At 50.9% G+C, this 25,510-nt stretch carries 17 protein-coding genes; 3 read left to right on the top strand and 14 right to left on the bottom strand.

What is annotated here, in order from left to right; all coding sequences use genetic code 11:
- Position 1: 1 nt before the first annotated feature.
- From glmS to ABGT79_RS11940, 14 genes are all read right to left on the bottom strand, one after another.
- Entirely contained in the window at positions 2 to 1,840 is a 1,839-nt protein-coding gene (glmS, locus tag ABGT79_RS12005) for a glutamine--fructose-6-phosphate transaminase (isomerizing) (RefSeq protein ID WP_346666375.1), read from the bottom strand.
- Between the two features lie 20 nt (positions 1,841 to 1,860).
- A complete protein-coding gene (locus tag ABGT79_RS12000) occupies positions 1,861 to 2,835 on the bottom strand; it encodes a glycosyltransferase (RefSeq protein WP_346666374.1) in 975 nt (324 codons plus the stop codon).
- Between the two features lie 20 nt (positions 2,836 to 2,855).
- Positions 2,856 to 4,685: a heparinase II/III family protein gene (locus tag ABGT79_RS11995; protein ID WP_346666373.1), complete on the bottom strand. Its 1,830-nt coding sequence runs from the start codon at positions 4,683 to 4,685 to the stop codon at positions 2,856 to 2,858.
- Between the two features lie 6 nt (positions 4,686 to 4,691).
- Entirely contained in the window at positions 4,692 to 7,514 is a 2,823-nt protein-coding gene (locus tag ABGT79_RS11990) for a heparinase II/III family protein (RefSeq protein WP_346666372.1), read from the bottom strand.
- A 1-nt stretch (position 7,515) separates the two neighbouring features.
- Complete coding sequence (locus ABGT79_RS11985; protein ID WP_346666371.1) at positions 7,516 to 9,417, bottom strand: methyltransferase domain-containing protein; 1,902 nt, start codon at positions 9,415 to 9,417, stop codon at positions 7,516 to 7,518.
- Positions 9,404 to 13,888 carry a glycosyltransferase gene (locus tag ABGT79_RS11980; RefSeq protein ID WP_346666370.1) on the bottom strand — a complete coding sequence of 1,495 codons (4,485 nt, stop codon included), beginning with the start codon at positions 13,886 to 13,888 and terminating at the stop codon, positions 9,404 to 9,406. The genes ABGT79_RS11985 and ABGT79_RS11980 overlap by 14 nt, the downstream gene beginning before the upstream one ends.
- Before the next feature lie 14 nt (positions 13,889 to 13,902).
- Positions 13,903 to 15,159 carry a UDP-N-acetyl-D-mannosamine dehydrogenase gene (wecC, locus tag ABGT79_RS11975; protein WP_346666369.1) on the bottom strand — a complete coding sequence of 419 codons (1,257 nt, stop codon included), beginning with the start codon at positions 15,157 to 15,159 and terminating at the stop codon, positions 13,903 to 13,905.
- 16 nt (positions 15,160 to 15,175) lie between these two features.
- Positions 15,176 to 16,288, bottom strand: a complete 1,113-nt coding sequence (wecB, locus tag ABGT79_RS11970; RefSeq protein WP_346666368.1) for a non-hydrolyzing UDP-N-acetylglucosamine 2-epimerase — start codon at positions 16,286 to 16,288, stop codon at positions 15,176 to 15,178.
- Positions 16,289 to 16,298: 10 nt separating this feature from the next.
- Positions 16,299 to 18,107 carry a polysaccharide biosynthesis/export family protein gene (locus ABGT79_RS11965; RefSeq protein WP_346666367.1) on the bottom strand — a complete coding sequence of 603 codons (1,809 nt, stop codon included), beginning with the start codon at positions 18,105 to 18,107 and terminating at the stop codon, positions 16,299 to 16,301.
- A gap of 1 nt (position 18,108) precedes the next feature.
- Complete coding sequence (locus ABGT79_RS11960) at positions 18,109 to 19,266, bottom strand: capsule biosynthesis protein (protein ID WP_346666366.1); 1,158 nt, start codon at positions 19,264 to 19,266, stop codon at positions 18,109 to 18,111.
- Positions 19,253 to 19,915 (bottom strand): ABC transporter ATP-binding protein, encoded by a 663-nt coding sequence (locus ABGT79_RS11955; RefSeq protein WP_346666365.1) that lies wholly within the window; start codon positions 19,913 to 19,915, stop codon positions 19,253 to 19,255. Before ABGT79_RS11955 ends, ABGT79_RS11960 begins: the two co-directional genes overlap by 14 nt.
- The gene (locus tag ABGT79_RS11950; RefSeq protein WP_346666364.1) at positions 19,912 to 20,679 is read right to left on the bottom strand and encodes an ABC transporter permease; all 768 of its coding nucleotides are present in this window, start codon (positions 20,677 to 20,679) and stop codon (positions 19,912 to 19,914) included. Before ABGT79_RS11950 ends, ABGT79_RS11955 begins: the two co-directional genes overlap by 4 nt.
- Positions 20,680 to 20,682: 3 nt before the next feature.
- Positions 20,683 to 20,889 carry a DVU3141 family protein gene (locus tag ABGT79_RS11945; RefSeq protein WP_346666363.1) on the bottom strand — a complete coding sequence of 69 codons (207 nt, stop codon included), beginning with the start codon at positions 20,887 to 20,889 and terminating at the stop codon, positions 20,683 to 20,685.
- 181 nt (positions 20,890 to 21,070) lie between these two features.
- On the bottom strand, positions 21,071 to 21,970 hold the full coding sequence (locus ABGT79_RS11940; protein WP_346666362.1) for a tyrosine-type recombinase/integrase: 900 nt from the start codon (positions 21,968 to 21,970) through the stop codon (positions 21,071 to 21,073).
- Positions 21,971 to 23,245: 1,275 nt separating this feature from the next.
- On the opposite strand from ABGT79_RS11940, the gene ABGT79_RS11935 reads away from it, so the two are divergent.
- Genes ABGT79_RS11935 through ABGT79_RS11925 form a run of 3 tightly spaced genes read left to right on the top strand, consistent with a single transcriptional unit; the run spans position 23,246 to position 25,463 of the window.
- Positions 23,246 to 24,004: a GntR family transcriptional regulator gene (locus tag ABGT79_RS11935; protein ID WP_346666361.1), complete on the top strand. Its 759-nt coding sequence runs from the start codon at positions 23,246 to 23,248 to the stop codon at positions 24,002 to 24,004.
- A gap of 32 nt (positions 24,005 to 24,036) precedes the next feature.
- The gene (locus ABGT79_RS11930; RefSeq protein WP_346666360.1) at positions 24,037 to 25,005 is read left to right on the top strand and encodes a tripartite tricarboxylate transporter substrate binding protein; all 969 of its coding nucleotides are present in this window, start codon (positions 24,037 to 24,039) and stop codon (positions 25,003 to 25,005) included.
- Positions 25,006 to 25,031: 26 nt separating this feature from the next.
- Positions 25,032 to 25,463 carry a tripartite tricarboxylate transporter TctB family protein gene (locus ABGT79_RS11925; RefSeq protein ID WP_346666359.1) on the top strand — a complete coding sequence of 144 codons (432 nt, stop codon included), beginning with the start codon at positions 25,032 to 25,034 and terminating at the stop codon, positions 25,461 to 25,463.
- The last annotated feature ends 47 nt before the right edge of the window (positions 25,464 to 25,510 follow it).

Raw genomic sequence — 25,510 nt, 5'->3', positions numbered from 1 at the left:
ACTACTCGACCGTCACGCTTTTGGCCAGATTGCGCGGCTGGTCCACATCCCTGCCCAGTTCATCAGCCATGTAGTAGCTGAAAAGTTGAAGTGCTGGCAAAGCCAGAAAACCGGACATGATGGGTGACGCAGAAGGAAGACGCCATATCTCTTCCACACCAAGAGTCGACAGGGAACTGCCTTCTTCCTGCACCAGCGCAATAACGCGCCCCTGCCGTGCCAGTACTTCCTGAATATTGGATTTCACTTTAGGAAAGGACACATCATCCAGCGCCAGCGCAAACGTGGGGAACTGCGGGTCGATGAGTGCAATGGGGCCGTGTTTCATTTCTCCTGCGGCGTAGCCTTCGGCGTGGATGTAGGAAAGCTCCTTGAGCTTAAGCGCGCCTTCCAGCGCCAGCGCATTATATTGCCCGCGACCGAGATAGAAGAAGCTGCGCGAAGAGGCAAAGCGCAGGGCAAGCTGCTCTGCCCGCTCCTGCATGGCCGGAAGCGCGGCCGAAAGCTTTTCCGGCAGCGCGTGCAGCGCCACAAGAAGCTCCCTTTCAAACACGGCCGGCGTGCGGCGCTGTCCATAGTAGAGCGCCATGAGCGCCAGCAGCACCATCTGACTGCACATGGCCTTGGTGGACGCCACGCTGATTTCAGGCCCGGCCTGCGTGTAGAGCACCACGTCCGCCTCGCGCGCAATGGACGAGCCCACCACGTTGCAAAGACCGATCACCCGGCAGCCCTTTTCTTTGGCAAGACGCAGCGCGGCCAGCGTGTCCGCCGTTTCGCCGGACTGGCTGATGACCATCACCGCTTCGCCCGGCAGCAGAATGGGATCGCGATAGCGGAACTCCGAGGCGATGTCGAGATCCGTGGGAATGCCGCCCACGTTTTCCAGAAGCTGCTGTCCCCAGAGACCCGCGTTGTACGACGTGCCGCAGGCCACAATGTGCAGACGCGTGGGCACGGGAATGTCGTCGAGCTCCTGAAGGTGCACGGAAAGCGCGCCGTCGCTCCCTTCCATCACGCGGCCGGTGAGGCAGTCGGTGATCACGCGCGGCTGCTCCATGATCTCCTTGAGCATGAAGTGCTTGTAGCCACCCTTGGCCGCGGCCTGCATGTCCCACGGCACATGGCTCACGCTCTTTTTCACGGGCGAAAGATCGGCCAGCGAAAACACCTGCCATTTCGCGCCCTCGATGCGGGCCACTTCGCCGTCTTCCAGAAACACCACTTCGCGGGTGTAGGGCAGAAAGGCCGGAATGTCGGAAGCCACGAAGCATTCGCCCACGCCCACGCCCATGAGCAGAGGCGCGGCCATGCGCGCGGCGTAGATGACGCCCGGCTCCTCCACGCCCATCATGACCACGGCGTAGGCGCCGTGCGCGCGGCGCAGCGCGCGGGCAAAGGCCTCGCAAAGGCTCGGCGCGCTCTTGCGCTCCTCGCCGATGAGATGAGCCAGCACTTCGGTGTCGGTGTCGGAAAGGAAGGTGTGCCCCCTGACGGAGAGCTCATTCTTAAGTTCCTGAAAGTTCTCAATGATGCCGTTATGGATGATGGCAATGTCGCCATCCTGCGAAAGATGCGGATGAGCATTCTTCTCCACGGGCAGGCCGTGCGTGGCCCAGCGCGTGTGACCGATGCCGGACGTGGCCTGAAGATGGGATATATTTTTCAGCCTGGCTTCCAGTGCTGCCAGCTTTCCCTCAGCCTTCACCACATAGATGCGTCCCGCCTGCTCGAAAGCCACCCCCGAAGAATCGTAGCCTCGGTATTCCAGACGATGCAGCCCTTCCACAAGAAGGGAAACGGCAGGACGATATCCGCTGTAACCAATGATTCCGCACATAAAAGTGCTCTCCAAAAATACTATATGTTGACACCCACAACGTCTGCAATAAATTTCAGGCGCTGTTTCCAAGTGTGGTGTATGACTATATATTCCGCACCAGCTCTGGCACGTTCCAGATCCTCTCTGGAGGGGCCATGCTTCAATCGATTAAACAATTCCACCATCTCATCACGGTTATGTACAATATAACAGAACTCATTGAATTCTCCCACAGAAGGAGCCGGCGTCGTCACGGCAATCCCGCCGCAGGCCAGCACTTCCACCAGCCTGCGTGAAACCATGGTAGGACTGTTCTCGTTGGTATTGACGTTTAAAGAGACAAGATAATCCTTGTATACCTGTGCCGTTCCTGCATTGGAAACAGAAGGATGTATCTGCATGCCGTCCCATGCAGGATATCGATAAATAGATGACCTTCGCTCTGAATTGCGGTCGAAGATATGCAATCCCAATCTGCTGTCCAAAGCTGCGCGGAACAGCATTTCCTGCCAAGCTCTCCTCCGCGGATGGATATGTGTACTGTAACTGCCCACAAAACACGCCGTATTATATTTGAAATGGAATCCATCAAAAAAATGGAACCGGGGCTGGACGGCAAAGGGCAGCACATGTACGGAAGCGTTCTCCCCCATCACCTTCTTATACCTGGGGATGGTGTCGGCATCCACGGTGAACACATGATCAAAGTGTCTCGCCGAATCAATGAACCGGTCGAAGTGAACCAGCCCCTCCTTATCCCAGAATACTGTAGGTATATGCCTTTTTCGAGCGTATTCCAGAAGGCGCAACAGCAAATGATTGTTGCGCTCTGGATGATCGGGATATGCCGCAATCCTGTACTTCCAACTGTTATGCCATCCCTGCCAGGCCGACTCCACAAAAAGCAGGTCTGGCCGGAACAGACGGAGCTGAAGAGCGCCGAAAAGAGCATGAAGCGGGAGCCCTCCGATGCAGGGCGCCGTTACATTATCAACAACAGTACAGTACGTCATATAAATGAGAAAACCTGCCGTCAGTCTTCTTTCCGGGCTTCCGTGCCGGAATATTCCACTTCTGTACCGGATTGCTGACGCCGGAAACGCAGTGTATGCGTTCCAGTATCATCCTTCCAGCGGAACTGGCCGTTTCTACCTGAAATATTGACCTTGGAAAATTCAGTATTGCTCACGAGCGTATCAGAAAATGTGAATACGGTTGCCAGTGAACCGGCGGCTCCGGAAGTTTCCAATCCTATGGCATAATTGGGGATGAACTGAAGTTCAGAAGGAGAAAACCAGCCCTGCTCGGCCTCCCCCTGTCCCAGCATGCAGGGCGAGGTTTGCATATCACTGAGCAGAGGGGAGACCTTCAGCGGAAGTTCCACACGAGGAAGGAAGGCCACATAGCCGGGACTCATGCGAATAAGGTCTATATCCGGGGCGAAGTGAAACCACTGACGTGCCGTATGTTCCTGTTTATTATTGTCATAAAACCAGTCAAATACCACAAGCCAACTTTCAGGCATGAAAAAAAGTATTCTCGCATGATGTATGCTTTTGAAGCGTTTACATGCCGCTTCCATCCAATACACGCCGTTGTCCGTTTTCCCCCAGCTTTTCAGTGCGCTTCCATATAGCCTGACACCCCGACGTTCCGTATTTTTTCCATCTATCTGCAACGTATTATGAGCATGTGTGGACTCGCAGTACACTCTGCGGGAATCAGAGTACCAGAAGCCATCATTCCACAACGGATCCCCCTGTACCGTTTTTCCCACATAGCCGTACCTACCGGCATCCACAAGAATATTGACGCCCCGATCCGCCCAGAGCACGCTCAGGTCATCGGCATGTTTATGCGTACGGGAATGAAACGCAGCATTGAAAAGAAGATAGCTGCTCCTGGTGTAATCTTTTGCCTGCTCTCCTGCAGAACGCACCAGCCCGTACCCGCTTTCGGAAAAGACTTTCAGCCCCTCTTCTGGGGCTCGTCCACATTTTCCGCCGCTCACGACATACCGCATGCTTTCCGTTTGCCAGCGTTTCTTCGCGGTCGTTATCGTCGTGGCCAGAGATGTAAAATCCGTATCTCCCAGCATGGCCAGATGTTGATTGGGCATGACAAAACAGGAAAGAGCTTCTTCCATGTGCAGCAGATTGCTTTTCAGCTCTGGCATGAGACCCGACTCCACAATAATTTTCAGAGTCTCATACACCAGTTTGAAATAGGCAGGAGAGTTTTCCTTATGAATATACTCGCCGGTGAACTGCTGCTGTATGATGGCATGCATGCGCGCCTTGCCCTGCTTCATAAAGACCAGCATTTCCGGCGCCCGCGTCTGAAGCCTGCGCCCCATGGCTATCTGACAGGCAATCTGGAAATAGCCATGATTATTGTGGAAATCGATGTTGGCATCATCTGAGAGAAAAACCCGATGCCGCAAAAGCTGCTGCCAGAGAAGCTCCTTCTCTTCCGCATGCAACAGAGATTCCTCTTCTGCCGCCTCCAGAATGAATGCCAGACGATGAGCACGAAGCGCGGCCGCCATGCCGTCCCAGAGAAAAACAGAGGTAGAGTTTGCCGACTGCCGGCACCAGTCAAGAGCTGCCGGCACGGCGGAAGTCAGAAACCGCACGTCATGCGTATGACTATAGGCTCGTAATAGTGTTTCAATAATGTTGAGGCTATGAAGCAAAAATGCGAGAGTGCGGTCTAGCGGGTCGTTATTTTCCCAAGGAATATTATCCAAAGGAATAGGTGGATATCCTTTAGCCGTCCAACCCGCTGTCAGGATTTCTTCCGCTCTGGCGACAGAAAAATTGCTTTCCTTGAAAAATTCCTCATACGGCAGCATGTTCTTCATCCCTGTCTATTTTTTGATTGTATATGAGAAGGACAGTTCGCCTTCGGCGGGGCGCTCCAGTCCAACGCTGTGCACGCCGTCCGTGTCCTGCCAGCGGAAGCGCCCCTTGCGGCCCGATGCGCTCATCCGAGACCATTCCCTGTCTGCCTGCGCCGGAGAGAAGGAAAACAGCACAGCAAAATTTCCGTTTACGCAATCTTTTTTCTCATAGCCGAAGGCATCGCTGGGCGTTTTTTCCAGTGCCTCTCGTGAACACCAGCCCTGAATCTCCGGACTTTCCTGCCCACGTATCACAGGCATGGGCTGCATTTCTGAAAGAAGCGACGTCACATACAGGGTCCCCGTTTCTTCAAGGGCGCTCTGCCACCCATCTTCCTTCGGCTCCATGGTCAGATGCGGCGCGGCATGAAACCACTGGCGTACGGTATGGGGTTCCTGAGCATTGTCGTGGAACCAGTCCAGTATCAGCAGCCAGTTACCCGGATTGAACATGATGGTGCGTGCCCGGCGAATGGTCTTGAACAGTCGAAGCTCCGCCTCCATGACAGCAACGCCGTCCTGCTCCTTCCAGCGCTTCAACGCGCTTCCATACATCGGTGCGCCCTTGCGGGGATTGTTGCGACCGTCGAATTCCAACGTGTTGTGCGCTCTGGTGGATTCGCAGTACACACGGAAGGGGTCGGAATACCAGAAACCGTCCAGCCACAGTGCGGAACCGGGCTCCGTTTTTCCCACATACCCATATCGCCCGGAGTCAACAAGGATATGCTGCTTTTTGTCATACCAGGTGAAAGTCAAGTCATCAGCATGCTTGTGCGTCCGCGAGTGGAAGGCTGCATTGAGCGCCAGATAGCTCTGGTCATGAAAGACTTCCGGGAACTGTTTCCCAAACATGCGCACAACGGCATATCCAGACTGGGGATAGACAGTCAGACCTTGCTTGGGCGGATTGCCGACTATTCCCCCGGAAACCATATACTGCATGACATCTTCGTTCCACTTAGTTAGAACGGCTGATTTTCTGGCAATTTGAATATTTTTTGCATCAGAGTCACCGAACTGAAGCATAGTCTGATCTGGGCATACAAAGGAAGACAATTCTCGCTCAATCTTGTCTGTAAAAGTAAGAAAATCGCAGCTGCCAAGCAATCCGCTTCTAAGAATACCTCTCAGAGTCAAAAGCAGCATGCGATGATAGTACGGCGAGTTTTCCTTATGTATCCCCTCTTCCGTGAACTGCGTCCGCAGCATTTGGGCAAAGCGCCGCTGTCCCTGCTCATAAAAATCCTGCATGGTAGGGTCATACGTAGCCAGACGCCTGCCCATGGCCATTTGACCGACTATTTGATAGTAACCATGGTTAGAATGGAACGCAATATTGGCATCCTCTTCTAGATAGCGACGATGCTCAATCAGACTTCTCCACAGAAGTTCTCTGTCTTTTCTGCTACCAAGATCATTCTGTTGAAATACATCATAGATATAGGCCAGCCGAAAAGCTCTCATACCTACGGACATATCATACCAGATATAGGGAGAGTCTTCACTATTTTGTCCTTCACCATAGCGTCTACACCACTCTAGGGCTACCCGTGCCGCTGCTTCAAAAAATTTCTGTGAGCTTCCAGAAGAAAATGCAAGCAGCAACTCTTGACACATATCCAAGCAATGAACACGAAAATTGAATGAATGAGAAATCCCAGGTAATAATTGCCAGGGAATTTGTTCCAACGAGGTAACATAACCGTCTCGCTCCCATCCTGTACGAATGCTTTTTTCACATCGAGAAAGCATCTCTGAACCAATGGGATCATTTGGTAAATTTTCATAAGGAAAAGTGGGAAGACGGTAATGCTTACTCGCAGAGGTACTCATCTCTTTTGGGGAAAAGACAATATCAGCAACAGTCTTTTTCAAGAATGGAGGGTAATATATAGCCGTATCGGAGTGTTCGCGGTATTCGCCCAGAACAACATTCACATCCATCCTGTCCTTGAACGCCTGCTGAAAAGGAAGGACATGCTCGGCATAATGCTTTTCATGCCTGCCTACCAGAATCGATACTTTCTGATAAGGCCGGGCAAACGTTTCCGCATGCTTAAAAAGCAGCGCGTCGGCATAGTCCTTGTTTTCGGCCGTTATCGGCCCGAACAGCCATTCAAAAATTCTGTTATGGAAATTTTCTTTCTTCTGTTCATGAACGAGAAAGGCTGCCAGGCGCGTTTGTGGCGAACCAACTACGATATGCCCTGCTCCAAAGGCAAGTCCATGGTACAGCGCCGCATAGCCGCCCTTGGAAGAGCCGAGAAAAATCGTGTTCTCAGGTTCGATATGGTACTTTTCGCAATACACCCTTATCAGTCTCTGGCAAGCGTCCGCAATAGTCAGGGTCTTGTTCGGACCGAGATAATAGCTGGAGTGGGTGAGTGCATCTCCCCCCATCCAGTCTCGGATATACAAACGATGCACCGGAAGACTCTGAAGAGACTTTATGTAGTTATAAATCGGCCTTGTATTAATAGCTTGAAATCCGACAGATAGAAAGCAGCTTCCCGTACATGGATAAAACAGATAATGCAAGCCGTCTTCAGTCACATGCTCAGGCATGACTCTGGCATACTTGATATAGTCTCTCCATGCGCCGTCTTTCCATAACTGGATTTTAAAACGATAATCCATATGCTCGGAAAATTCGGCCAGAGGCTTGCGAAATACGTCTCCTTCATTCAGTATTTCCTTTACCAAAAAACTGTTTTCCTGTGTCATATCCTTAATGCACAGACGGCATTTTTCATGGATACCGTACTGTCTAGGGTCGACGATAAACATTTTACCTCTCCTTTATGCGAACACGGAAAAGGCCTCTTTTATCTGACTGAATGAGAATGGAACCAGATGCAGGGAAAAAACCAGTCTTATCGAGCATCGTTAAGGAGCCTAAAGAACCTGTCGTAGGACTTTTTTGTTGAGCAATGTTGGGCAACAATAGGAAGCAGGTACGTTTGTTTTCGGCATCAAAAAGTATGCAATCTGCCGCTGTCAGTTCATGTTTTGATTCTGAAATCAGTAGAAACGTCCTATCACCACAGGTTGTAATATTGCGAATACAATTTTTGCCGAGCCAACCGAGAAAAGAGAGCATCGGCTTTTCTCCAGACAAGCTTAATGTGACCAATGCAGCACGCCTACTGTCACAGACATCATCCGTTCCCCAGATTAAATCACCATTTTTCAGTGCTGCAAAGGATGTAAAACGCAGCAGTCGTGGAGCCTGTGCAGGCATATCTTTCAACTCAATAGAGTCAAAAGTCATTTCCTGCCACGAATCTCCATCATCTGCGCTTATCCACAGGCGGCAATGGTTGTCCATATCGCCGGAAGCCAAAATCCATAAGGATGGCTTCTTCGGGTGCGGATAACATATATGGAAATGACGCAATTCCCCTAGGGGGGGACATACAGCTACAGGAAAGGTCAGTACCTTGTGCCACCCCTCTTCCGGTAAGTGAGGTCGATAGCGCCAGACACTGGCTGCCTGTATGCCATCGTCCTTTCTCATGGCAGCATATTCGGCATACATGACCGTACCTGTGGATGACTGACCGATACCTTGCGAGCCGTGCCAGTGCCAGATGCCGGTAGGGTATTGGCTGAGGAGATTGCCGTCAGCCCCTAGATGATACATCTGCCCCGTAAAAGTACGAACAAGACGCCCGCCGTCTGCCAGAGAAAAAACAGAACGAATCTTGCTGTCCCATTGAATATCGGCATAGATCTGCTGCCATGTATTTCCCAGATCATGGGATAGGAGAAGCTGGTTTCTAGCATTGCCGGCAGCAAGAAGTTCACGAGATAAATTCCCCTTGAATTCGAATATATGATCTTCCAGAAACGTGAGGCTGCTATGTATCCCTTCTATAAGCTCAAAAGTAAGAATTCCAATACCATCTCCAAGAGGTACTGTAGAACGGAAAACTTCAGTAATTCTGGTACTGATGACATTGTTATCAGAGGCATCTGTTTCGAAATATTCCGTCAGTCCTTTTTTTTCAGATTTGATGCCGACAAACCACTCCGATACCAGTCCCGGCACAGCATCATGTACTCGAACCAAGGAAGGTTTGAACCCCGTCTGCTCCAGCTTTTGCAGAAACCAGTCACGCCCTACCTGTACATCAGGGAGAGTCGTTTTCCCCAGCAGACAATCAGAATATCCAGTGCGGGATTTGATTCTCCCCTTTTCCCGAGGAGATTCGTAGCCGTCGAGGATGCGAGAGGAGGAGATGTGAGTAAAAAAAATACCTCCTGGAGCAATAACGCGAAAACACTCTTTTAGTGCTTGTTCATGTTCTGGAAAATAATCAAACAGCAGCGAACCGTACACCCCGGCGAAACTGTTTGTTTCATAACGCGAAAGATCCCGTATATCCACACCGGTCTCATGATTTGAACCGTAGGAACCGAACAGTGAGACAGATTTAAATGTATGAAAAATAGGTAAAAGAAACTTTTTTTCTGCTCCTGTCATGGCAAAAGTCAGCAATGGCAACTTTGCAGCAGAATTATCATGCATACACGAAGCGAGATATTTGTTTATCACAGCATCCAGAGAGCGTGTTCGCGCACGGCTGGAACAGATTTTACAAATCTGTCCTTTTTCAACTTCCTGTAAAGAATCATTGCAGATAGGACATGCGCCAATATAGTAATCATGAGTTTCAAATCCCTGCATAGTCCTGTATCTCCCTGATCTTCCCATACGTCTCCACGCACACCTGACCGGCATGATTCCATGTACGTTCCTGCATGACCCAGTTTCTGGCGTTCTGCCCCAGACGAGCGCACAGGTCTGCATCCGTGAGAAGTTCACGCAGCACGTTCTGCAGACTGACGACATTGCCCTTTTCAAATATCATGCCATTTTCTCCGTGCCGGACAATTTCACGAAGGGCTTCCGTGGACGACACAACCACAGCCTTCTGCTGGGCCATGGCCTCAAAGGGTTTGAGCGGAGAGACAAGTTCACACACTTCCCACGGCTTGCGCGGGAACGGTGCTATGTGCACAAGAGAATAATAGGATTCAACCTGTTCATGAGGCACGCGCCCCGGCATGATGACGATATCTTCAAGGCTCAGTTCCTCCACCTGACGGTGAAGCTCTTCGAACACGGCACCGTCCCCCACAAGCAGAAGGCGGAACTTCAGTCCTTCCTGCTTCAGGGCCGCTGCCGCCGTTATCAAGTCATCAAGTCCCTCATAGTCAACGATGGAGCCGACATAGCCTATTACAGGACAATCTCCGGCTATACCGAGCTTTTCTGCCAGAGCCTCATCTCTGGGAACGGGAACAAAGCGTTCCACATCCACACTGTTGAAGGCTATGGATATCTTTTCTTCCGGCAGCCCCCGATGCATCAGCTCTTTCTTCATGGGGGTGGTAATGGTGATGACCTTGTCCGCCTGATCGCAGACGACCTTCTCAAACAGTGCCATGTAACGGTACTTAGCCGTATTCATGAAAGATTTGTCACGGGACGAACGGGTAACCTCCCAGAATCCGCGCACCTCATAGACAAAAGATACCCCTGCTTTTTTTGCGGCAATAAGCGCGGGAAGAGCTGTGACGTAATTGGATGCCGCATGTACAACGGAGGGCCGTACCTGAAGAATGATTGTCTCCCATGCCTCTGCACAGGCACGCAGATATGCTTCTTCACTCATGTCATTACGGGATATGTCCAGAATACGATGATAGGTGACACCGTCTATGGTATCCGTAAGCGGCAGAGTTTCTCCCGCCAGCTCTTTCTTGAAGTCCCCGGGAAAACCGGGACGGGTATAAGGAACGATATCCCACCCGGCATGCTGTATCCCCCGGGCCAGTCCATGAGAGCGTGTAGCATAACCTACAGAAGTGTATGGCAGACTGAACGCCAGAATGTTCAATACCACCCCAGGACGCGGCTCGAAGCGACAGGCGCTTTTTTCCGCCACTGCATCGCGAAGCAACGCCTCGCTCTCAAATATTCTGGCAAGAAATGAAGCATCCTTCTCAGAAATCTTGGCGCCGAGCTGTGTTTTCAGTCTTGTGGCAACTTCGGCGGCTTTTTCAAAACGGGCAGCATCATGCAAAACTTTTATAAAGCCCCGCAGCGTACCTGCACCCGAATCAAGAACAGCAGCATGTTCTGCACAGACCACGGCCTGCTCGTCAAAACCGGCGGCAAGCAAAAGACCGGACGCCTTGATATGGCAGAATGCCTGAATCTTGCGACTGCACACGGCATCCTGCCTCTTCAGAAAGTCCATTACGGCAGCAGCCCCTCCCCCGGCCAGACTGCTTTTCAGTCTGTCCTGAAGCAGGTCTTTTTCTTCCGCCGTAAGGCTGTTGCCCGTACACGGCAATACCGTGATGTTCTCCGCCAAGGGAGTAATATGTTCATCTCCCCTGCAAATCTCAGCAATTTGAGAGTCAGACTCCGAGAGTCCCGGCTGCATGAAGCCACCTTTCTCGGCATGAGAAACATCAGCATACTCTTCAGAGAAAAATGAAGAGTAACATTTCAAAAGCTTACCCACGCTCTTCGCCCAGGTATGCCGACTCGCAGTTTCCAGAGCATGCTCACGCAGGGAACGCCTCAGCTCAGGATGCGCATGGAGTCGAATCAGACACTCTGACAAAGCGCGCGTATTGCCGACAGGGAACACCAACGCATCGCTTCCGGGATCCACCATCTCCCGCATGGCCTTTACGTCAGACACCACAAGGGGCAGTCCGTATGCCATGTATTCATACAACTTAAGCGGTGATACGAGGTGGCAAACTGCGTAGTCTGCACGAGGCAGAACCGCCACGTCAAAAACACTCATGCACAGCGCAACATCCTTATGAGGAACCGCTCCTGTAAAGATAACCCTTTTCTCCATACCCAGTTCGGCAGAAAGCTCCTTCAAAGAGTCCAGCGCATTGCCGACGCCACAGAGGACGACCTTGAGCGATGGAATTTCCTCTTTTATATCGGACGCCGCCCGCAAAAGTATGTCCAGTCCTTCATATCCGACAATTGATCCTACGTATCCGACAATAAAATCGTTCTTTGAAAGACTCCATCGGTTAAGAAAAGTCTCAGACTTTTCCGTTACCGGCCTTAAGTCACCAGGAATGGCATTGGGCAGCAAAAAAGGAGCTCTTCTCAGCGTAGCTCTTCGCATAATTTCTTCCAGCAAGGAACCATTGAGTGCACATACAGCATCAGCATGTGCCGTCACATAAGCCTCAAGCCTGCTGTCGAGATGAAAACGCTCGCTCGTCTCCCATTGCGGAATACGGGATGCTGTGGTGTATTCCCAAAGGCCGCGTACCTCATATATAAAAGGAATCCCCAGACTATGGGCAGCCATACATGCAGGAAGTGCAGTCTCATAATTCGAAGCTGCATGTACAACAGCAGGCTGCACTTTGCGGAAAAATTCCGTCAGAAGATCAGAAGATTTGGTAAGATACACATCCAAAGCTTCCTTTCTTCTGTGTGGTCCATCCAATGTTATATAGGTAACATTATCAATCTCACAAGATCTGCGTATTTCTCCATCAAACTGAATATCATTTCTATCCAATGGATAGCCTGGACGAGTAACACATAGAACTTCCATTCCCTGAGCGACAAGTTCACGCAACAAGTTATGAGTTCTGACTGTATAACCAGTAGTCTGATATACAATAGATGATGATGCTATATAAAATATTTTTCTATTATTATCGCTTTTCTTTCGAGATATTTCATGAATTACGGGAAGTTTATTCAATAATCTCTCGCATCCTTCTATGTAACGCTTTTTATTATTTTCTGATGCGCTAAAATGTACAGTTTTACCCAATTCAGCAAGCAACGCGTAACTTTTTCTAATATTACCAGCATCGAAAAGACGAAAAGCATACCATTTTCTATAGGCATTGTTGTTCTTATAGCTCAGGCTACATTCCATAAGCAACAAGGCTGAGGTACTGTCCTGCTTATAACATTCCTTTGCAAGGCGCGCAGCAAGATCAGCCTTCCTGCCGGGAGAAAGAGAACTTTCCGTAATCTGCTGCAAAACGGCTTTTCCGCCCTGTGTCATCAGCATCTGCCGCAGTGACTGGATGGACAAAGCCTTCCCTTCAGCACCTCTACGTCCCCTGACATCCTTCCATACATGATAAAGGTCATACGGCAACGAGAGAAATCCCTTAAGACTCCCCGCTTTGATGACCGCACGTCCCACCTTCATGGAAGTCCAGTTCTCCATTCTGGAAATTTTGCTCTGGAGCTCGTCAATGGTCTGAGCGCTTCTCCTGCTGGACAGATTATGTTCCTCCTGTTGATGCACAAGCTCATTTCTAAGCTGATTATACTGCTCAACAGGTATCATTCTGTCCAAGCTCTTCCTCATTTTCTGCACTGTAGCCTGCAGGCGCGTGCACTCGGCGACATAGCTCTGCTCTTCGGACGCAGCATGAGCCGTTGTCTCAGAGAGAGCCGTCTTCAGACGATCACGTTCCTTCACTATGCTGTCCAGCTTTTCCAGTGCTTCCGCCAATGCCTGCCGAGATGACTCCAGGGTGCTTTGCAGGCGAGTACGCTCGGCAACATGTTCCCGGTCTTCGGACGCAGCATGAGCTGCCGCCTCAGAGAGCGCCGCCTTCAGGCTGTCCCGCTCCTTCACGGCACTGTCCAGCTTTTCCAGTGCTTCCGCCACTGCCTGCTGAGATGACTCCAGGGCACTTTGCAGACGAGTACGTTCGGCAACATGCTCCCGCTCTTCAGACGCAGCATGAGCTGCCGCCTCAGAGAGCGCCGCCTTCAGGCTACCTAGTTCCTTTCCTGCAGAGGCGTATTTTTCCAAAGTCTCTTCATGTGCGGCACGAGCGGCGTCCAGTTCTTTCTGCAGGCAAGCAAGTCGTACTCCGTTTGCCTGCAGAAGTTCACTGGCTTTATTATATGATACTTTATATTCAGAAGATTCATGAATTAAAATAGCATATTTATCATATAATTCAGTATACTTTTCTTCAAGAGAACTTTTAGCCTCCTCAATCTTTAACCTTTCATTGTTTATAATACGAAATTGATCTTTATAAAAAGATTCAACTTTATTTTGATAAAAGTCAATCTTCTCTTCTAATAAATAAATATATTGATTAGGCTCAAAATTCTCTTTCATATGTACATTCCTTTTTATTTTTTATAGACATGTACACAGTCAATAATCAACTGATTATCTCGAAGAGTAAAATCGGCTGCTTTAAACTCCTTGTGTGCAACAAGAAGTACAATGATATCAGCACGTAATGCATCCGACAGCGGTATAAGCTCCACGCTGGTCCCGTCCAGACTCGCAGGCAAAGTGTTTACATTCGGCTCCACAGCTACAATCTGTCCGGGAAACTCCTTCGCGAGATCACGGGTAATATGCAATGCAGGACTCTCACGCAGATCGTCGATATCGGGCTTGAATGCGAGTCCGAGGCAGGCAATGCGTATATCTTTCACATCACGCCCCTGCTTGACCAGGGAACGCACGGCCTCACGCACTTTGCCCTTGACCCATTCCGGCTTACCGTCATTGATGAGGCGAGCTGTATTCACCAATCTGGCAAGGTCGGGGGTCTTGCTCACGATGAACCACGGATCCACGGCAATGCAGTGGCCGCCCACACCGGGGCCGGGCTGAAGAATGTTCACGCGGGGATGATGATTTGCCAGTTCAATAAGTTCCCAGACATTGATATTCAGCCGGTCGCAAATCAGGGAAAGTTCGTTGGCAAAAGCGATGTTCACATCACGAAAAGCATTTTCCGTGAGTTTGGACATTTCCGCCGTGCGGGCGTTGGTCATCAAAAGTTCACCCTTCACGAAAATGCGGTACACTTCACGCGCTTTTTCCGCAGATGCTTTATTAATGCCGCCGATAATACGGTCATTTTCTATAAGCTCATGCATTACCTTACCGGGCAATACACGTTCAGGGCAGTAAGCCACATAAATATCACATTCTTCAGAGCCTTCAGAAGCAAAGACAAGATCAGGCCGAATCTCCTTGAGCCAGCCGACCATGGTTTCCGTAGCTCCAACAGGAGACGTAGACTCCAGAATAACAATATTTCCCTTTTCAAGAACAGGAGCTATGGCAGTAGCAGCTGCTTTAATATAGCTGAGATCGGCCTCATGATTATCACCCATAAACGGTGTAGGAACGGCAATAAGGAAAGCATCGGCCTTTTCAGGCGTGACAGTAGCCCGCAAGTGACCATTATCAATAACGTTTTTGACAACTTCTTCAAGGCCGGGTTCCACAATATGAATATGCCCATGATTGATGGTATCCACAGCGTCTTTTTTAATATCCACGCCAATAACATGCGCACCGTGTGCTGCAAACATAGTAGCAGTAGGAAGACCAATATAGCCGAGCCCGAAGACAGAAATATTCATATGACTTTCTCACAGATTAAAGGTTGATTAAAGCATTCACAATACGTTCCGAAGCCCGACCGTCACCATAGGGGTTCTCGGCATGTGCCATATTGTGATAACTCTCCTGACTATCCAGCAACTTTGAGGCATACTTGACTATGGCTTCCGTATGCGGTCCTACCAACTTGGAAACACCAGCCTTCACGCCTTCAGGGCGCTCCGTCACATCTCTCATAACCAAAACCGGCTTTCCCAGTGCCGGCGCTTCTTCCTGAATACCGCCGGAATCCGTAAGAACAAAGTAAGCGGCATTCAAATGGGCAATAAACGGCTTATAGGAAAACGGCTTGGTAAGAATGATGCGGGGGTGATTACCGAGTATCTCCATAACCGGTTTCTGAACCTGAGGATTAAGATGCACGGGATACACGAACGTTACATCGGCATACGCATCTGCCAACTGGCGCACGGCATTGCATATTTCAATAAATCCGTCACCAAGATTTTCACGTCTATGCCCCGTAACAAGGATGATTCTATGGCCTTTTTCCTGAGCCTGCACCACACGCTCATCAAGAAGATGCCTCTGGCCCTCAATCTCTCCCTGCATCCATTGCAGAGCATCGATAACGGTATTGCCCGTTACAAGCGCATCTTCGGGGTCCACTCCTTCCCTTATAAGATTGGCATAGGCCATTTTAGTAGGAGCAAAATGCAGATCGGCAACCTTACTGACAACTTCTCTATTCACTTCCTCAGGAAAAGGCGCCCATTTATTGAAGCTGCGCAGTCCTGCCTCTATGTGACCTACTCTAATATCTCGATAAAAAGCACACATGGCACTCGTCATGACCGTCGTAGTATCTCCCTGAACAAGCACCCAGTCTGGCTTTTGCTCTACAAGTACCCGATCAACTTTCTCAAAGAGACGAGATGATAACGATGCCAAGGTCTGCCCAGGCTGCATCACATCCAGATGCAAATCTGGTTGAATACCGAAATCATCAAAGGCCTGCTGAATCATTTCCTTATGCTGCCCGGTATTGCAAAGAATTGTCGTCAGCTCTTTACGTCTGTGCAACTCCCGAACTACGGGCGCAACCTTAATCGCTTCAGGTCTGGTCCCCGCCATAACCATAACTTTCATACTCTTACTCCTACAATCCCACGGCCACCTTGGTAGCTACGGCAATCTGATACAGTATCTGAGTGATGCCCTTGGCCAATTCCAGATTCTTGGTGTCCACGCGAGGCATGACAAGAATCCTGTCTCCGGCATGAACACCGAGCTCCGCTATGGGGCCGACTTCGCCATTCATACGTGCTACAAGCACGTTCTCCCCATCCGCACGGTCGGTGAATCCGCCCGCACTCTTCACATAATCTTCCGCCTTCATGGAAGAATCGAAGGTCACGGCCTTGGGCAGAAGCACTTCGCCGGACACCTGCACCACATCGCTCTTCTGCGGAATGACCACCTCGTCTCCGTCTTCCAGAAGGAGATCACGTACTTCTCCGCCACGGCTCACCACTACTACGCCATCGGGTGTGAGTGTAGCCGCGCGATGAATGAAGTCCTGAACGAGTTCTGCCTCGCGCACTCTTATTTCCGCTTCCTCCGCCGTAGCCGACGTTGCCGTGAGGGCCGAGCGCTCCAGCCGATGAAGAGAATCTTCCAGAATGGTCTTCTGCTGCTGCGCCACACTCTGACGACGCACATAGACCGCGGACACATCGGCAAGCGCCGGGTCCACTTCCACATAGGCAAGAAGAGCACGCAGCGTAGTGCTGTTCTTCACCGGAAAACGCGACGCTCCACGGATGGCTCCGCTCACGGACGCCATGATGGTGCGGCCCCTCGTGTCGGCCACGAATTCCACACTGTCGCCGTCGGCAAGGCGCATCCCGGAAAACTCCTGCAGCGTCATATATTCGTTGAAAGGCTTGCCTGCCCGGATGCCGGAAACGCTCACATGCGTCGCGCTGGAAAGAGGACTGCCGTAACGTATGAGCTGAGAGCCAGTAGCCGCGCCGCTGAATTCGTATCGGGCTTCCTGCCGAAGCATGCCGTAAGCTGCCACGCTCACGCCCCGTTCGCCCACCAGAATGACGTCGCCGTCCTTCAGACGCACGTCGGGCATATTGCCGTTGAGGGCAAAGTCATAAAGATCGAGGCTGGCAACGACCTTGTTGCCGCGCTTCACCTGCACCTTGCGGAAGGTCCCGCGATTCGGCGTAATGCCTCCGGCACGGTCGAGATAGGACATCACGGAATCCATGGGACCACCGGCATAGCGGCCGGGCTGGTTCACAAAACCCGTCACATACACGGCCACAGGCTGCGAACTCTGAAGATTCACGTAGATGTTCACGTTGTCCGTAAACACAGAGGCAAGCCGGGCTTTCACCGCTCCCTGAAGCGCAGACTGCCTGAGTCCGGCCACATGCACGGGGCCTACTTCCGGCAAAAAAATATTGCCCTGCTGATCCACGGGAAGCACATCGTTGTACGTTTTCGCGCCCCACACGCGAACCATGATGCGGTCGCCCGGCAATATGACATAATCGCCGTTCAGCCCATCGTTGTAGGTGCCGGCGAAATTGCCGTGGAACAGGTTGGCGCCGAAAGGCGCCAGAAGCGCCGAGGCAGAGGGATTGAGCTTGCCCTGCGCCCAGGCAGGCGGAGCATCCATGACCGTAGGCGTGGCACTTTTCTCCCGGTAGGGAAGCGAACCGTCGAACATCTGGTAGCTTCCCGGCGTGGACTGAGAGACTACGTTCATACTGTTTTGTGCAGAGGCAGGCAGACTCCCCTGCAGGGGCACTCCTGAAGACATGGAACTCTGATACTGTGCCGCAGCGGCTCCATAGCTCTGCGTCTGCGTCTGCGTATCCGCCGCAAACACGGGCTGAGCGCAGAGCGTGCACAGAAAATATAGTATGCCGGCGTCGTATATTCTCTTCATGTTAAAAACCTGCGTGTTCTCGAATGGACGCCCATACCAGCGAAACAATGCCCAGGAAAAGGAGCACTCCCGCAAAAACATAGAGCGTGAAAAGGAAAGGTCTGGGATACAGGGATTCATCCGGAAGGGTGGGCTGCTGATAGGCCACCACATAGCGGGACTGCGCCATCTGCTGAATCCGTGCCTGTTCAAGAGAGGTCATGGCCGAAACAAGCTGCTTCTGGGCAAACTCCGCCTCTATGGTCAGATCTTCATAGGCGGCTACCAGAGAATTCAAATTGCCCTGCGTGGAGCTACGCCCGGCGACGCGCAGCTTTTCTTCAGAAAGCTGTTTTTCCACAGCGGCAAGGCGCTGCGTAAGGGACTTCAGAAGCGGCGCATCCGCCTTCATGTAGGACCGGGCTTCCGATATCTGCGTGCGCAGCGTGGTCGCCTCGGCTTCCAGGCCGGTAACCAGTCCCTGCAATCCTTCCGCCGTAATTTTGGGATCAATAAGATTATGTTCGTCTCGAAAAGTCCGCATGGAGCTCTGGGCGTTGCGCACACGCTCTTCAGCTCGCTGCACCTCTTCCCTGGCCAGAGACACGGCATCTTTCTGGGCACGCTCGTTCATGGCGTTCACCAGAGCTTCGCTGCGCTTAAGTACGGCCTCCGTCACCAGCTGCGCCATCTCCGGCGTGTACGCCTTCACTTCCAGAGAAACGATGCCCGTATCCACGTTGAGCTGAGGCACCACGGCCCAGCGCCAGTAACGTGCAAGTTCATCTTGGGTAGGATGGTTCCACAGACGGGAAATGATGTCATGATCACGACTGCTGTAATGCGCTACGATACCGAGTTCGCGATCAATGTCCTGTGCTATGTCAAGGCTCTGAATGTAGTCGTTGATAATGTAGGTATCGTTTCCCGTGGAACCGGATGTACGCAGAAACATGGACGCAATATCCATGCCCGAAGGTGATGATGCATCCGCACTGCGTATGGCAAAGCTGGCATGCGACACATACATGGGAGAAGCGACAAACAGGAAATAAATAAAGGTCAGAACAGTAGGCAACATCAGTGCCGTTATGAAAGCCCTTTTCTTCATCCAGCGGCGAATCTTGCGCCACAGCGTTTTCGGATGCTGTACGGCATCGACCGCATCATTTCTGAGCATGGCACATTCCTTCGTAAGTCGACAACGCTTCTTCCAGCGTATCGAAAAAGATCAGTTTGCCGTCTTTCAAAATAGCGGCGTTGTCGCAATTGCTGCGTATGACGGAGGTACTGTGCGCCACGACCAGAAGCGTGGAATGCGCCTTGCGCTCCTGAAATACCCGCTCGCTTTTGGCCCGAAACGAGGCATCTCCCACGGCATAGCCTTCGTCGATAAGATAAAAATCAAAACCTATGGCCATGCTGAGGCCGAACGCCAGCTTGGCCTTCATACCGGAAGAATAGGTACGTATGGGCATGTCCATATACGGACCGAGTTCGGAAAAATCCTCCACAAAATCCGTCACCTGCTTAATATTCGCCCCATAGATGCGACAGGTGAACCGCATATTCTCACGTCCCGTGAGGCTGCCGTGAAAACCGCCTGAAAAACATATGGGCCAGGATACTCGACTGGTGCGCCTGACTCTTCCCTTGTCTGGAGATTCCGCACCGCAGATAATGCGCATGAGCGTGGACTTGCCTGCGCCGTTCAGGCCGAGAATCCCCATGTTCACTCCCTCACGAAACGTATAGGAAATATTGTCCAGCACGACCTGTCGTCCATGCAGCAGTCCGTAACTCTTGTACACATGAGAAAGCTCGATCATACGAGCCTCCTGCGCACATAACGTTCCATAAGCAAACCAAAACAAAGACAAAACAGCGTCACAGAAACAAGATAGAGAGGGCTGTAGCTGATTGTGCTGTAGCCTCGGGAAAGGCAGACTCTGGCCCATTCAATGATCTGAAGCATGGGATTGTACCAGAGATACTTCAGCACATATGAAGGAAGCGTTGTAGCGGAATAAAAAAGGCCGGAAGTAAAAAACAGAATACGCATGACCATAGGCACGATTTTCTCCAGCGCAGGGTAAAGCACCGCCAGAGAAGCCAGAGCCATGCCCAGCCCAAGGCCCAGCAAAGGGGAAAGCAAAAGGACAATCAGAAGCCCACCAAAATCTGTCAGATAAAAGGGCATGCCCAATAGTATACCTACAGTAATAATAAGCATCGCAGCCACGAGTTCCGTGGCCCAAGTAATGACCATACGGGAAAGCATGAGATCTGCAGGTGTGACCTGCGGAAATGTAAGCAGTGCCCGATTTCCGCTCACAGCACTCATGCATTTATTGATGATGCCGCTGAATATTTTAAAAAAACCAAATCCGACAAGCAAAAACATGAGAATATGCATACCGTGCGGAGCCTTTGCACCAAGGAGATAACGTATGCCCCAGAATACGCCGATGCTCCACATGGTCTGAATGAGCGCCCACAGGTAACCGAGGCGCGATGTACCGTAGATGGTATGCACCTCGCGCATCATCAGAGCGTAGATGACTCGCCCCTGCACGACAAAAGCGCTGTCCATGAATTATCTCTGAGACTGTTCAAAAATAGGGTCGGAAACATACCAGCCCGAGTCGTCGCGGCAGATGGCCAGACGATGAGACAAGCCACCTGCCGTCACCTGCGCCTTGCGGCAGGAAAGGCCGAGCCCTGAAGTATAGGAGTTTTCCAGCGTGACCAGAGAATCGGCACCGTAGGGAGTGGACATGACTTCCTGCTGACCAGGCATCATGCGGGAAACGGCTACAGCGAAAGGATCTCCTGCGGGCGCTGCCGCCCTCTCTTCCACTGAAGCAACGGTCCGCTGCTGCGGTGTACAGGCGCAAAGACTCACAAGTGCTATACTGAGCAAAAGTCTGCTTTTGTCTGACAGATTATATCTATTGCAAAGCTGTCTTATATAAAAAACAGGGCTACGCACGAAAACCTCCAGCAATGAGTCCGGCCCGCTGCTCCAGTAGCTCCGATTGAAGTTGAAAGACCTCGACCGAGTAATGACCGAGTCTGGTTCGCACTTCCTTGTAGCTCGCTCCTTCTTGTATAAGCGAGTATACAAATGCATGACGAAGATCATTCAGACGCAGAGTAGGTCTGCCAAGGGCATTCCTCAGCTTGTTCCAGAAAGAAAACAGCGATACTACCCGATTACCGTTTTTCGCACGGAAAAACATCCAGGGAACTCCAGCACGACGGGGAAAAGTTTTAATAAGGGTAATGGCATCGTCACTCAAATAAATATGGTGCTTTTCTCCAGAAGGTGTACGTCTTGTAACGAGCGTGCGTTGACCAAAATTCACATCACTCCAGCGAGCATATAGAATTTCCGACTTGGACGCTCCGGTCAGCAGCAGCAGATGAATGGCACGGGCGGATGCATTGGCAGAGTGCTTTTTGAGAAACTCTAGCAATCTCTGCTTTTCTTCTGCGCTCAGCATTTCAGTGCGTAGCGAGGGCCTGCACTGACACTGAACGTTCCGAAAACCGGTATTGCCGGGAATTACCTTCCATCGTACGGCAAGGTTCAAAATATATTTAACCAGACAAAACAGGCGATAACGTGAGCTGGAGGCCAGTCCGTTGTTTTCCAGAGCAGAGAGCCATTCTCTGAGCTTTTCTTCGGAAATTTGTGCCAAAGGAAAGTCTCCAAGATATGGCAGAATATGTCGCTTCAGATACCGTTCGTCAGTCTTCCAGCTCCGTTTATTTTTCTGTACGTAGGGAAGATACTTACTCCTGACGAAATCCTCGAACAGACTCAGCTTATTGATATCACTCTCACAACCTGTGATGATGCTGTTTTTCTCCCCTGCCATGCACGAGTCCTTAATCGGAGCGTCAAAAAAGTGTACTTTTTGGTTGGGAGGGGCGAGTGAAAAATGACGTTATTTTTTACTGGAATTTTCGAATGTTCCCTGCTATAAGCCTGAAAAAAAACTGACAGTACTAGTAGCGTCAAAAAAGTACACTTTTTCGACATGTTATCAAAAAAAATCATGCCGTCTTTTTTCTGTGCCTAAATAAAAAATCTGAAACGAAATATTTTTCTTTCTATTTTTCATTATGGCCAAATTGATATTTTCTTAAAATATCTTTATATCTCATATATTATTAAAAATATTATCTATAAAAATAGACATCATATAAAATAGATATATTAATTTAAATAAAATATTTTATTTATATTTCACTCTTAATGATTAAACACATTATATTATAAATTTATCTTAATATATATTTCTTTTTCAAAGAAAAATTCAACAGTCAAAAAAATGCAAACACTCCTTCACCGGCAATAAGTACGCAATTCTCAACGCTGCCATAACAGCCTGTCGTGTCTTTCTTTTTCCCTTCGGTGCTCAGGCTTCCCCTGCTCCCCTGTCCTGCTCCTGGCGAATGGGGAAGGAACATGCCGACTTGGGAATACGACTCACCCCGGGGGCCGGTCTGTAGATTTTCAGCACAAACATCATCCCCTGCCGAAAAACGCTCCACAACGGATGACAGAGTCATCACCTATACCGATATTCTCTGTGCTCTATCCACGGCATAGTGGCGGAAGATGACGGCGGAAAGGCAGCCTCGATTTTTCCCAACCAGGCCGAACGAAACTTCCTCCCCACAAAAGAAGCTCCGCAGAAACAAAAAGCTCTTCGAAAAGCCCCAAAGACGGCACGGCATCCTTCCTGTGCCGACCACATGAAAACCTCCGCCGTATCCTAAAGAATATACGGATTCCAGAGTGGGCTTCCGCGGCAGCGTTATCGCTCCCCGCATGCCCCTCGAAAAAGTCCATCACGCCAGTCCTTCGCGCCTGCAGTCTTCAAGAGCCGAGAAGTCCCAAAACTTTGCGTCTCAAGTTTTTCCAGACATTATACTGTCGGAACAGCACTATCAAAAAAGTAAATGTTTTCTTGAACACGTCTCAAAGCTGATCCTCCCGTTTACAAGTTGGAATATATTATTTTTTTCTTTTTATTATAATATATTATAAAATAAATAATCTGTTTTTCCGCTCTCGTGACTCTTGGGATGATTGACAAAAAAATTGCTTTATTCATATATAGCAATAAACAAAATTGGAAAAAATTATGAAACAAGCTCTCGACTCCTCCTTCTCCCCCGTCTATGCCCGTCTGTACCGGGAACTTGTGGCAAAAATTTCTTCAGGCCACTGGAAACCCGGAGAACAGCTTCCTACGGAGCGTCAGCTGGCACAGGAAAATCAGCTCAGTGTGGGAACCGTGCGAAAAGCCATGGAACTGCTTGTGCAGGCAGGGTACTGCTACCGGATTCAGGGCAAAGGCACCTTTATTTCCGACTATGCCAGCAGTCAGACCAAGTTTTTCTATAAGTCTCGCCACTCTCTGTTCGACAAGGATGTCGATATTCTTCCCCGTGAAGTCGCCGTCGAGGAAATCCGACTGCCTGACGACGTGGCTGGATATCTGAACTGCGCCCCTCAAAGTCGCGGCATTCAGGTGCGACGCACGCTGCTCGGCAGAGATGAAAACGGCATGTTTCCTCTGGCCTGGTGCGTTTCCTACTTTCCCTATGCCGAAGCCTCCGCGCTCATGGACATACCGTCCGACGATTTTGTCAAATATCCCCTCTATCTCATTCTGGAAAAACACTGCCATCTCTCCACCGTGTTCTGCGACGAGTTCCTGCAGATATGCACGGAACTGCCGGCACGCGTACAGGAGGCGCTCGGTCGTCCGCGCCACACCGTATGCTTCGAGATGAGCATGGTTTCCTATACGTTCGGCAAAATTCCCTTTGAATTCCGCCTGAGCTACATGCTCAACGAATCGACCGGAATGATCCGCAGACATGACTTTCGTCAGTAATCTGGCAACACTCAACGCACCTGGAGACTGTTATGAACAAGCTGCTGTCGTCATTACTCGTCGGCACTCTCCTGCTTTTCGGGGCCGCACCTGACTCTCAGGCCGCCTTCCCCGAAAAACCCGTCACCATCGTCGTCGGCTTCGCTCCCGGCGGAACCGGCGATCTGACCGTCCGCATGCTGGCAAATCCGCTGGAAAAAATTCTCGGTCAGCCGGTAGTCATCGTGAACAAGGGGGGCGGCGCAGGCATGCCGGGCTTCGAGTACGTTCTGAAGGCGAAACCGGACGGCTACACCATTTCCGCTCCCGGCGTCGGCGCCTGCATTTCTTCCGCCATGTTTCTCCGCAACAAGACCTACAATTTCGACGACATGTCCCTCGTCGGCGGCTACATGCTTCTGGACCGCATCCTGCTCGCCAGACCCGACAAGCCCTACAAGACCTGGCAGGAATTCATAGACTATGTGAAAGCCAATCCCGGCAAGGTGTCCGTCGGCAGCGGAGCCTCTCAGGAAGCCACCGAAGTGCTCCGCTCGTTTGCGCTGAAAAACGGTCTGGACATCAACTTCGTCATGTACAAGAGCGGCGGCGAAGCCTCTGCCGATCTCATCGGCGGACACATCGACGCCTGCGAGCTCGGTGTGGGCACGGCCGCCTATCAGGCTGCGCGCAAGGGCGAACTGAACGTACTGCTCAACCTCGGCCTCAGCGACGTTCCCGATATTCCCAATGTGCCCAAGCTGCACGCCGATCTCGGCCATCCCTTCTACGCCAGCCTGAGCTACGGTTTCGTGCTGCCCAAAGGCACTCCGGAAGACATCCGCTCCACGTGGGAAAACGCTCTCAGGCAGGCGCTGGCCGATCCGCAAGTTCAGCAAAACATGCTGAAGGCAGGCCTGGCTCCGAAGTTCATTGCCCCTGCGGAATACCGCCCCATGCTTGACGAAGCAACGCAGAACCTCGTGAATCTCGTAGACTACATCAAAGACGCGAAAAAATAGCGAGCCTTTCAGTTTTCGGAGTTTTCATGAACAATGACAGATGGATCGGGCTGGGATTTCTCATCCTGTGCGCCCTTATGTGGTTCGTCATCATTCCCGGTCAGACGGAAGGAACTGATGAAGCATTCGTGCCGAGACTGACGGTGATCGGTCTTGCCGTTCCTTCCCTCATCATGCTCGTCCGTCGTCCGCGGAGCGTGACGCCGCTGAACTTTGATCCCGGCGCCTTCGCGCGCTCCACGCTGCCTGTCCTCGGCCTGTTTATTGCCTATATCGTCGGGGTGAGCTTCGTGGGATTCTATGTGTCCACGGCCTGTTTTCTTGTCCTGTCCCTGCTTCTTTTCGGCGAACGACGGGCAAAGACGCTGATTCTGGCCCCCGTCGGTCTGCTCGTGGCCGTCTATTTGGTGGTTTCCGTGTTTCTCAACTTCCAGCTGCCTGCCGGTCTGCTTATCTGAGGAACATCCATGAGCCATATGCAACGTCCATCCGACAACATCTGCGA

Origin of the sequence: uncultured Mailhella sp. (assembly GCF_963931295.1) — a bacterium.
Classification (GTDB): Bacteria; Desulfobacterota; Desulfovibrionia; order Desulfovibrionales; family Desulfovibrionaceae; genus Mailhella.
Note: the sequence above shows the minus strand (reverse complement) of the source record. Positions and strands in the feature narration are given on the sequence as shown.

Bases quoted from the DNA above. Each gene is read 5' to 3' on its own strand.
- glmS (WP_346666375.1), bottom strand. From the start codon at position 1,840: ATGTGCGGAATCATTGGTTACAGCGGATATCGTCCTGCCGTTTCCCTT.
- ABGT79_RS12000 (WP_346666374.1), bottom strand. From the start codon at position 2,835: ATGACGTACTGTACTGTTGTTGATAATGTAACGGCGCCCTGCATCGGA.
- ABGT79_RS11995 (WP_346666373.1), bottom strand. From the start codon at position 4,685: ATGAAGAACATGCTGCCGTATGAGGAATTTTTCAAGGAAAGCAATTTT.
- ABGT79_RS11990 (WP_346666372.1), bottom strand. From the start codon at position 7,514: ATGTTTATCGTCGACCCTAGACAGTACGGTATCCATGAAAAATGCCGT.
- ABGT79_RS11985 (WP_346666371.1), bottom strand. From the start codon at position 9,417: ATGCAGGGATTTGAAACTCATGATTACTATATTGGCGCATGTCCTATC.
- ABGT79_RS11980 (WP_346666370.1), bottom strand. From the start codon at position 13,888: ATGAAAGAGAATTTTGAGCCTAATCAATATATTTATTTATTAGAAGAG.
- wecC (WP_346666369.1), bottom strand. From the start codon at position 15,159: ATGAATATTTCTGTCTTCGGGCTCGGCTATATTGGTCTTCCTACTGCT.
- wecB (WP_346666368.1), bottom strand. From the start codon at position 16,288: ATGAAAGTTATGGTTATGGCGGGGACCAGACCTGAAGCGATTAAGGTT.
- ABGT79_RS11965 (WP_346666367.1), bottom strand. From the start codon at position 18,107: ATGAAGAGAATATACGACGCCGGCATACTATATTTTCTGTGCACGCTC.
- ABGT79_RS11960 (WP_346666366.1), bottom strand. From the start codon at position 19,266: ATGCTCAGAAATGATGCGGTCGATGCCGTACAGCATCCGAAAACGCTG.
- ABGT79_RS11955 (WP_346666365.1), bottom strand. From the start codon at position 19,915: ATGATCGAGCTTTCTCATGTGTACAAGAGTTACGGACTGCTGCATGGA.
- ABGT79_RS11950 (WP_346666364.1), bottom strand. From the start codon at position 20,679: ATGGACAGCGCTTTTGTCGTGCAGGGGCGAGTCATCTACGCTCTGATG.
- ABGT79_RS11945 (WP_346666363.1), bottom strand. From the start codon at position 20,889: ATGATGCCTGGTCAGCAGGAAGTCATGTCCACTCCCTACGGTGCCGAT.
- ABGT79_RS11940 (WP_346666362.1), bottom strand. From the start codon at position 21,970: ATGGCAGGGGAGAAAAACAGCATCATCACAGGTTGTGAGAGTGATATC.
- ABGT79_RS11935 (WP_346666361.1), top strand. From the start codon at position 23,246: ATGAAACAAGCTCTCGACTCCTCCTTCTCCCCCGTCTATGCCCGTCTG.
- ABGT79_RS11930 (WP_346666360.1), top strand. From the start codon at position 24,037: ATGAACAAGCTGCTGTCGTCATTACTCGTCGGCACTCTCCTGCTTTTC.
- ABGT79_RS11925 (WP_346666359.1), top strand. From the start codon at position 25,032: ATGAACAATGACAGATGGATCGGGCTGGGATTTCTCATCCTGTGCGCC.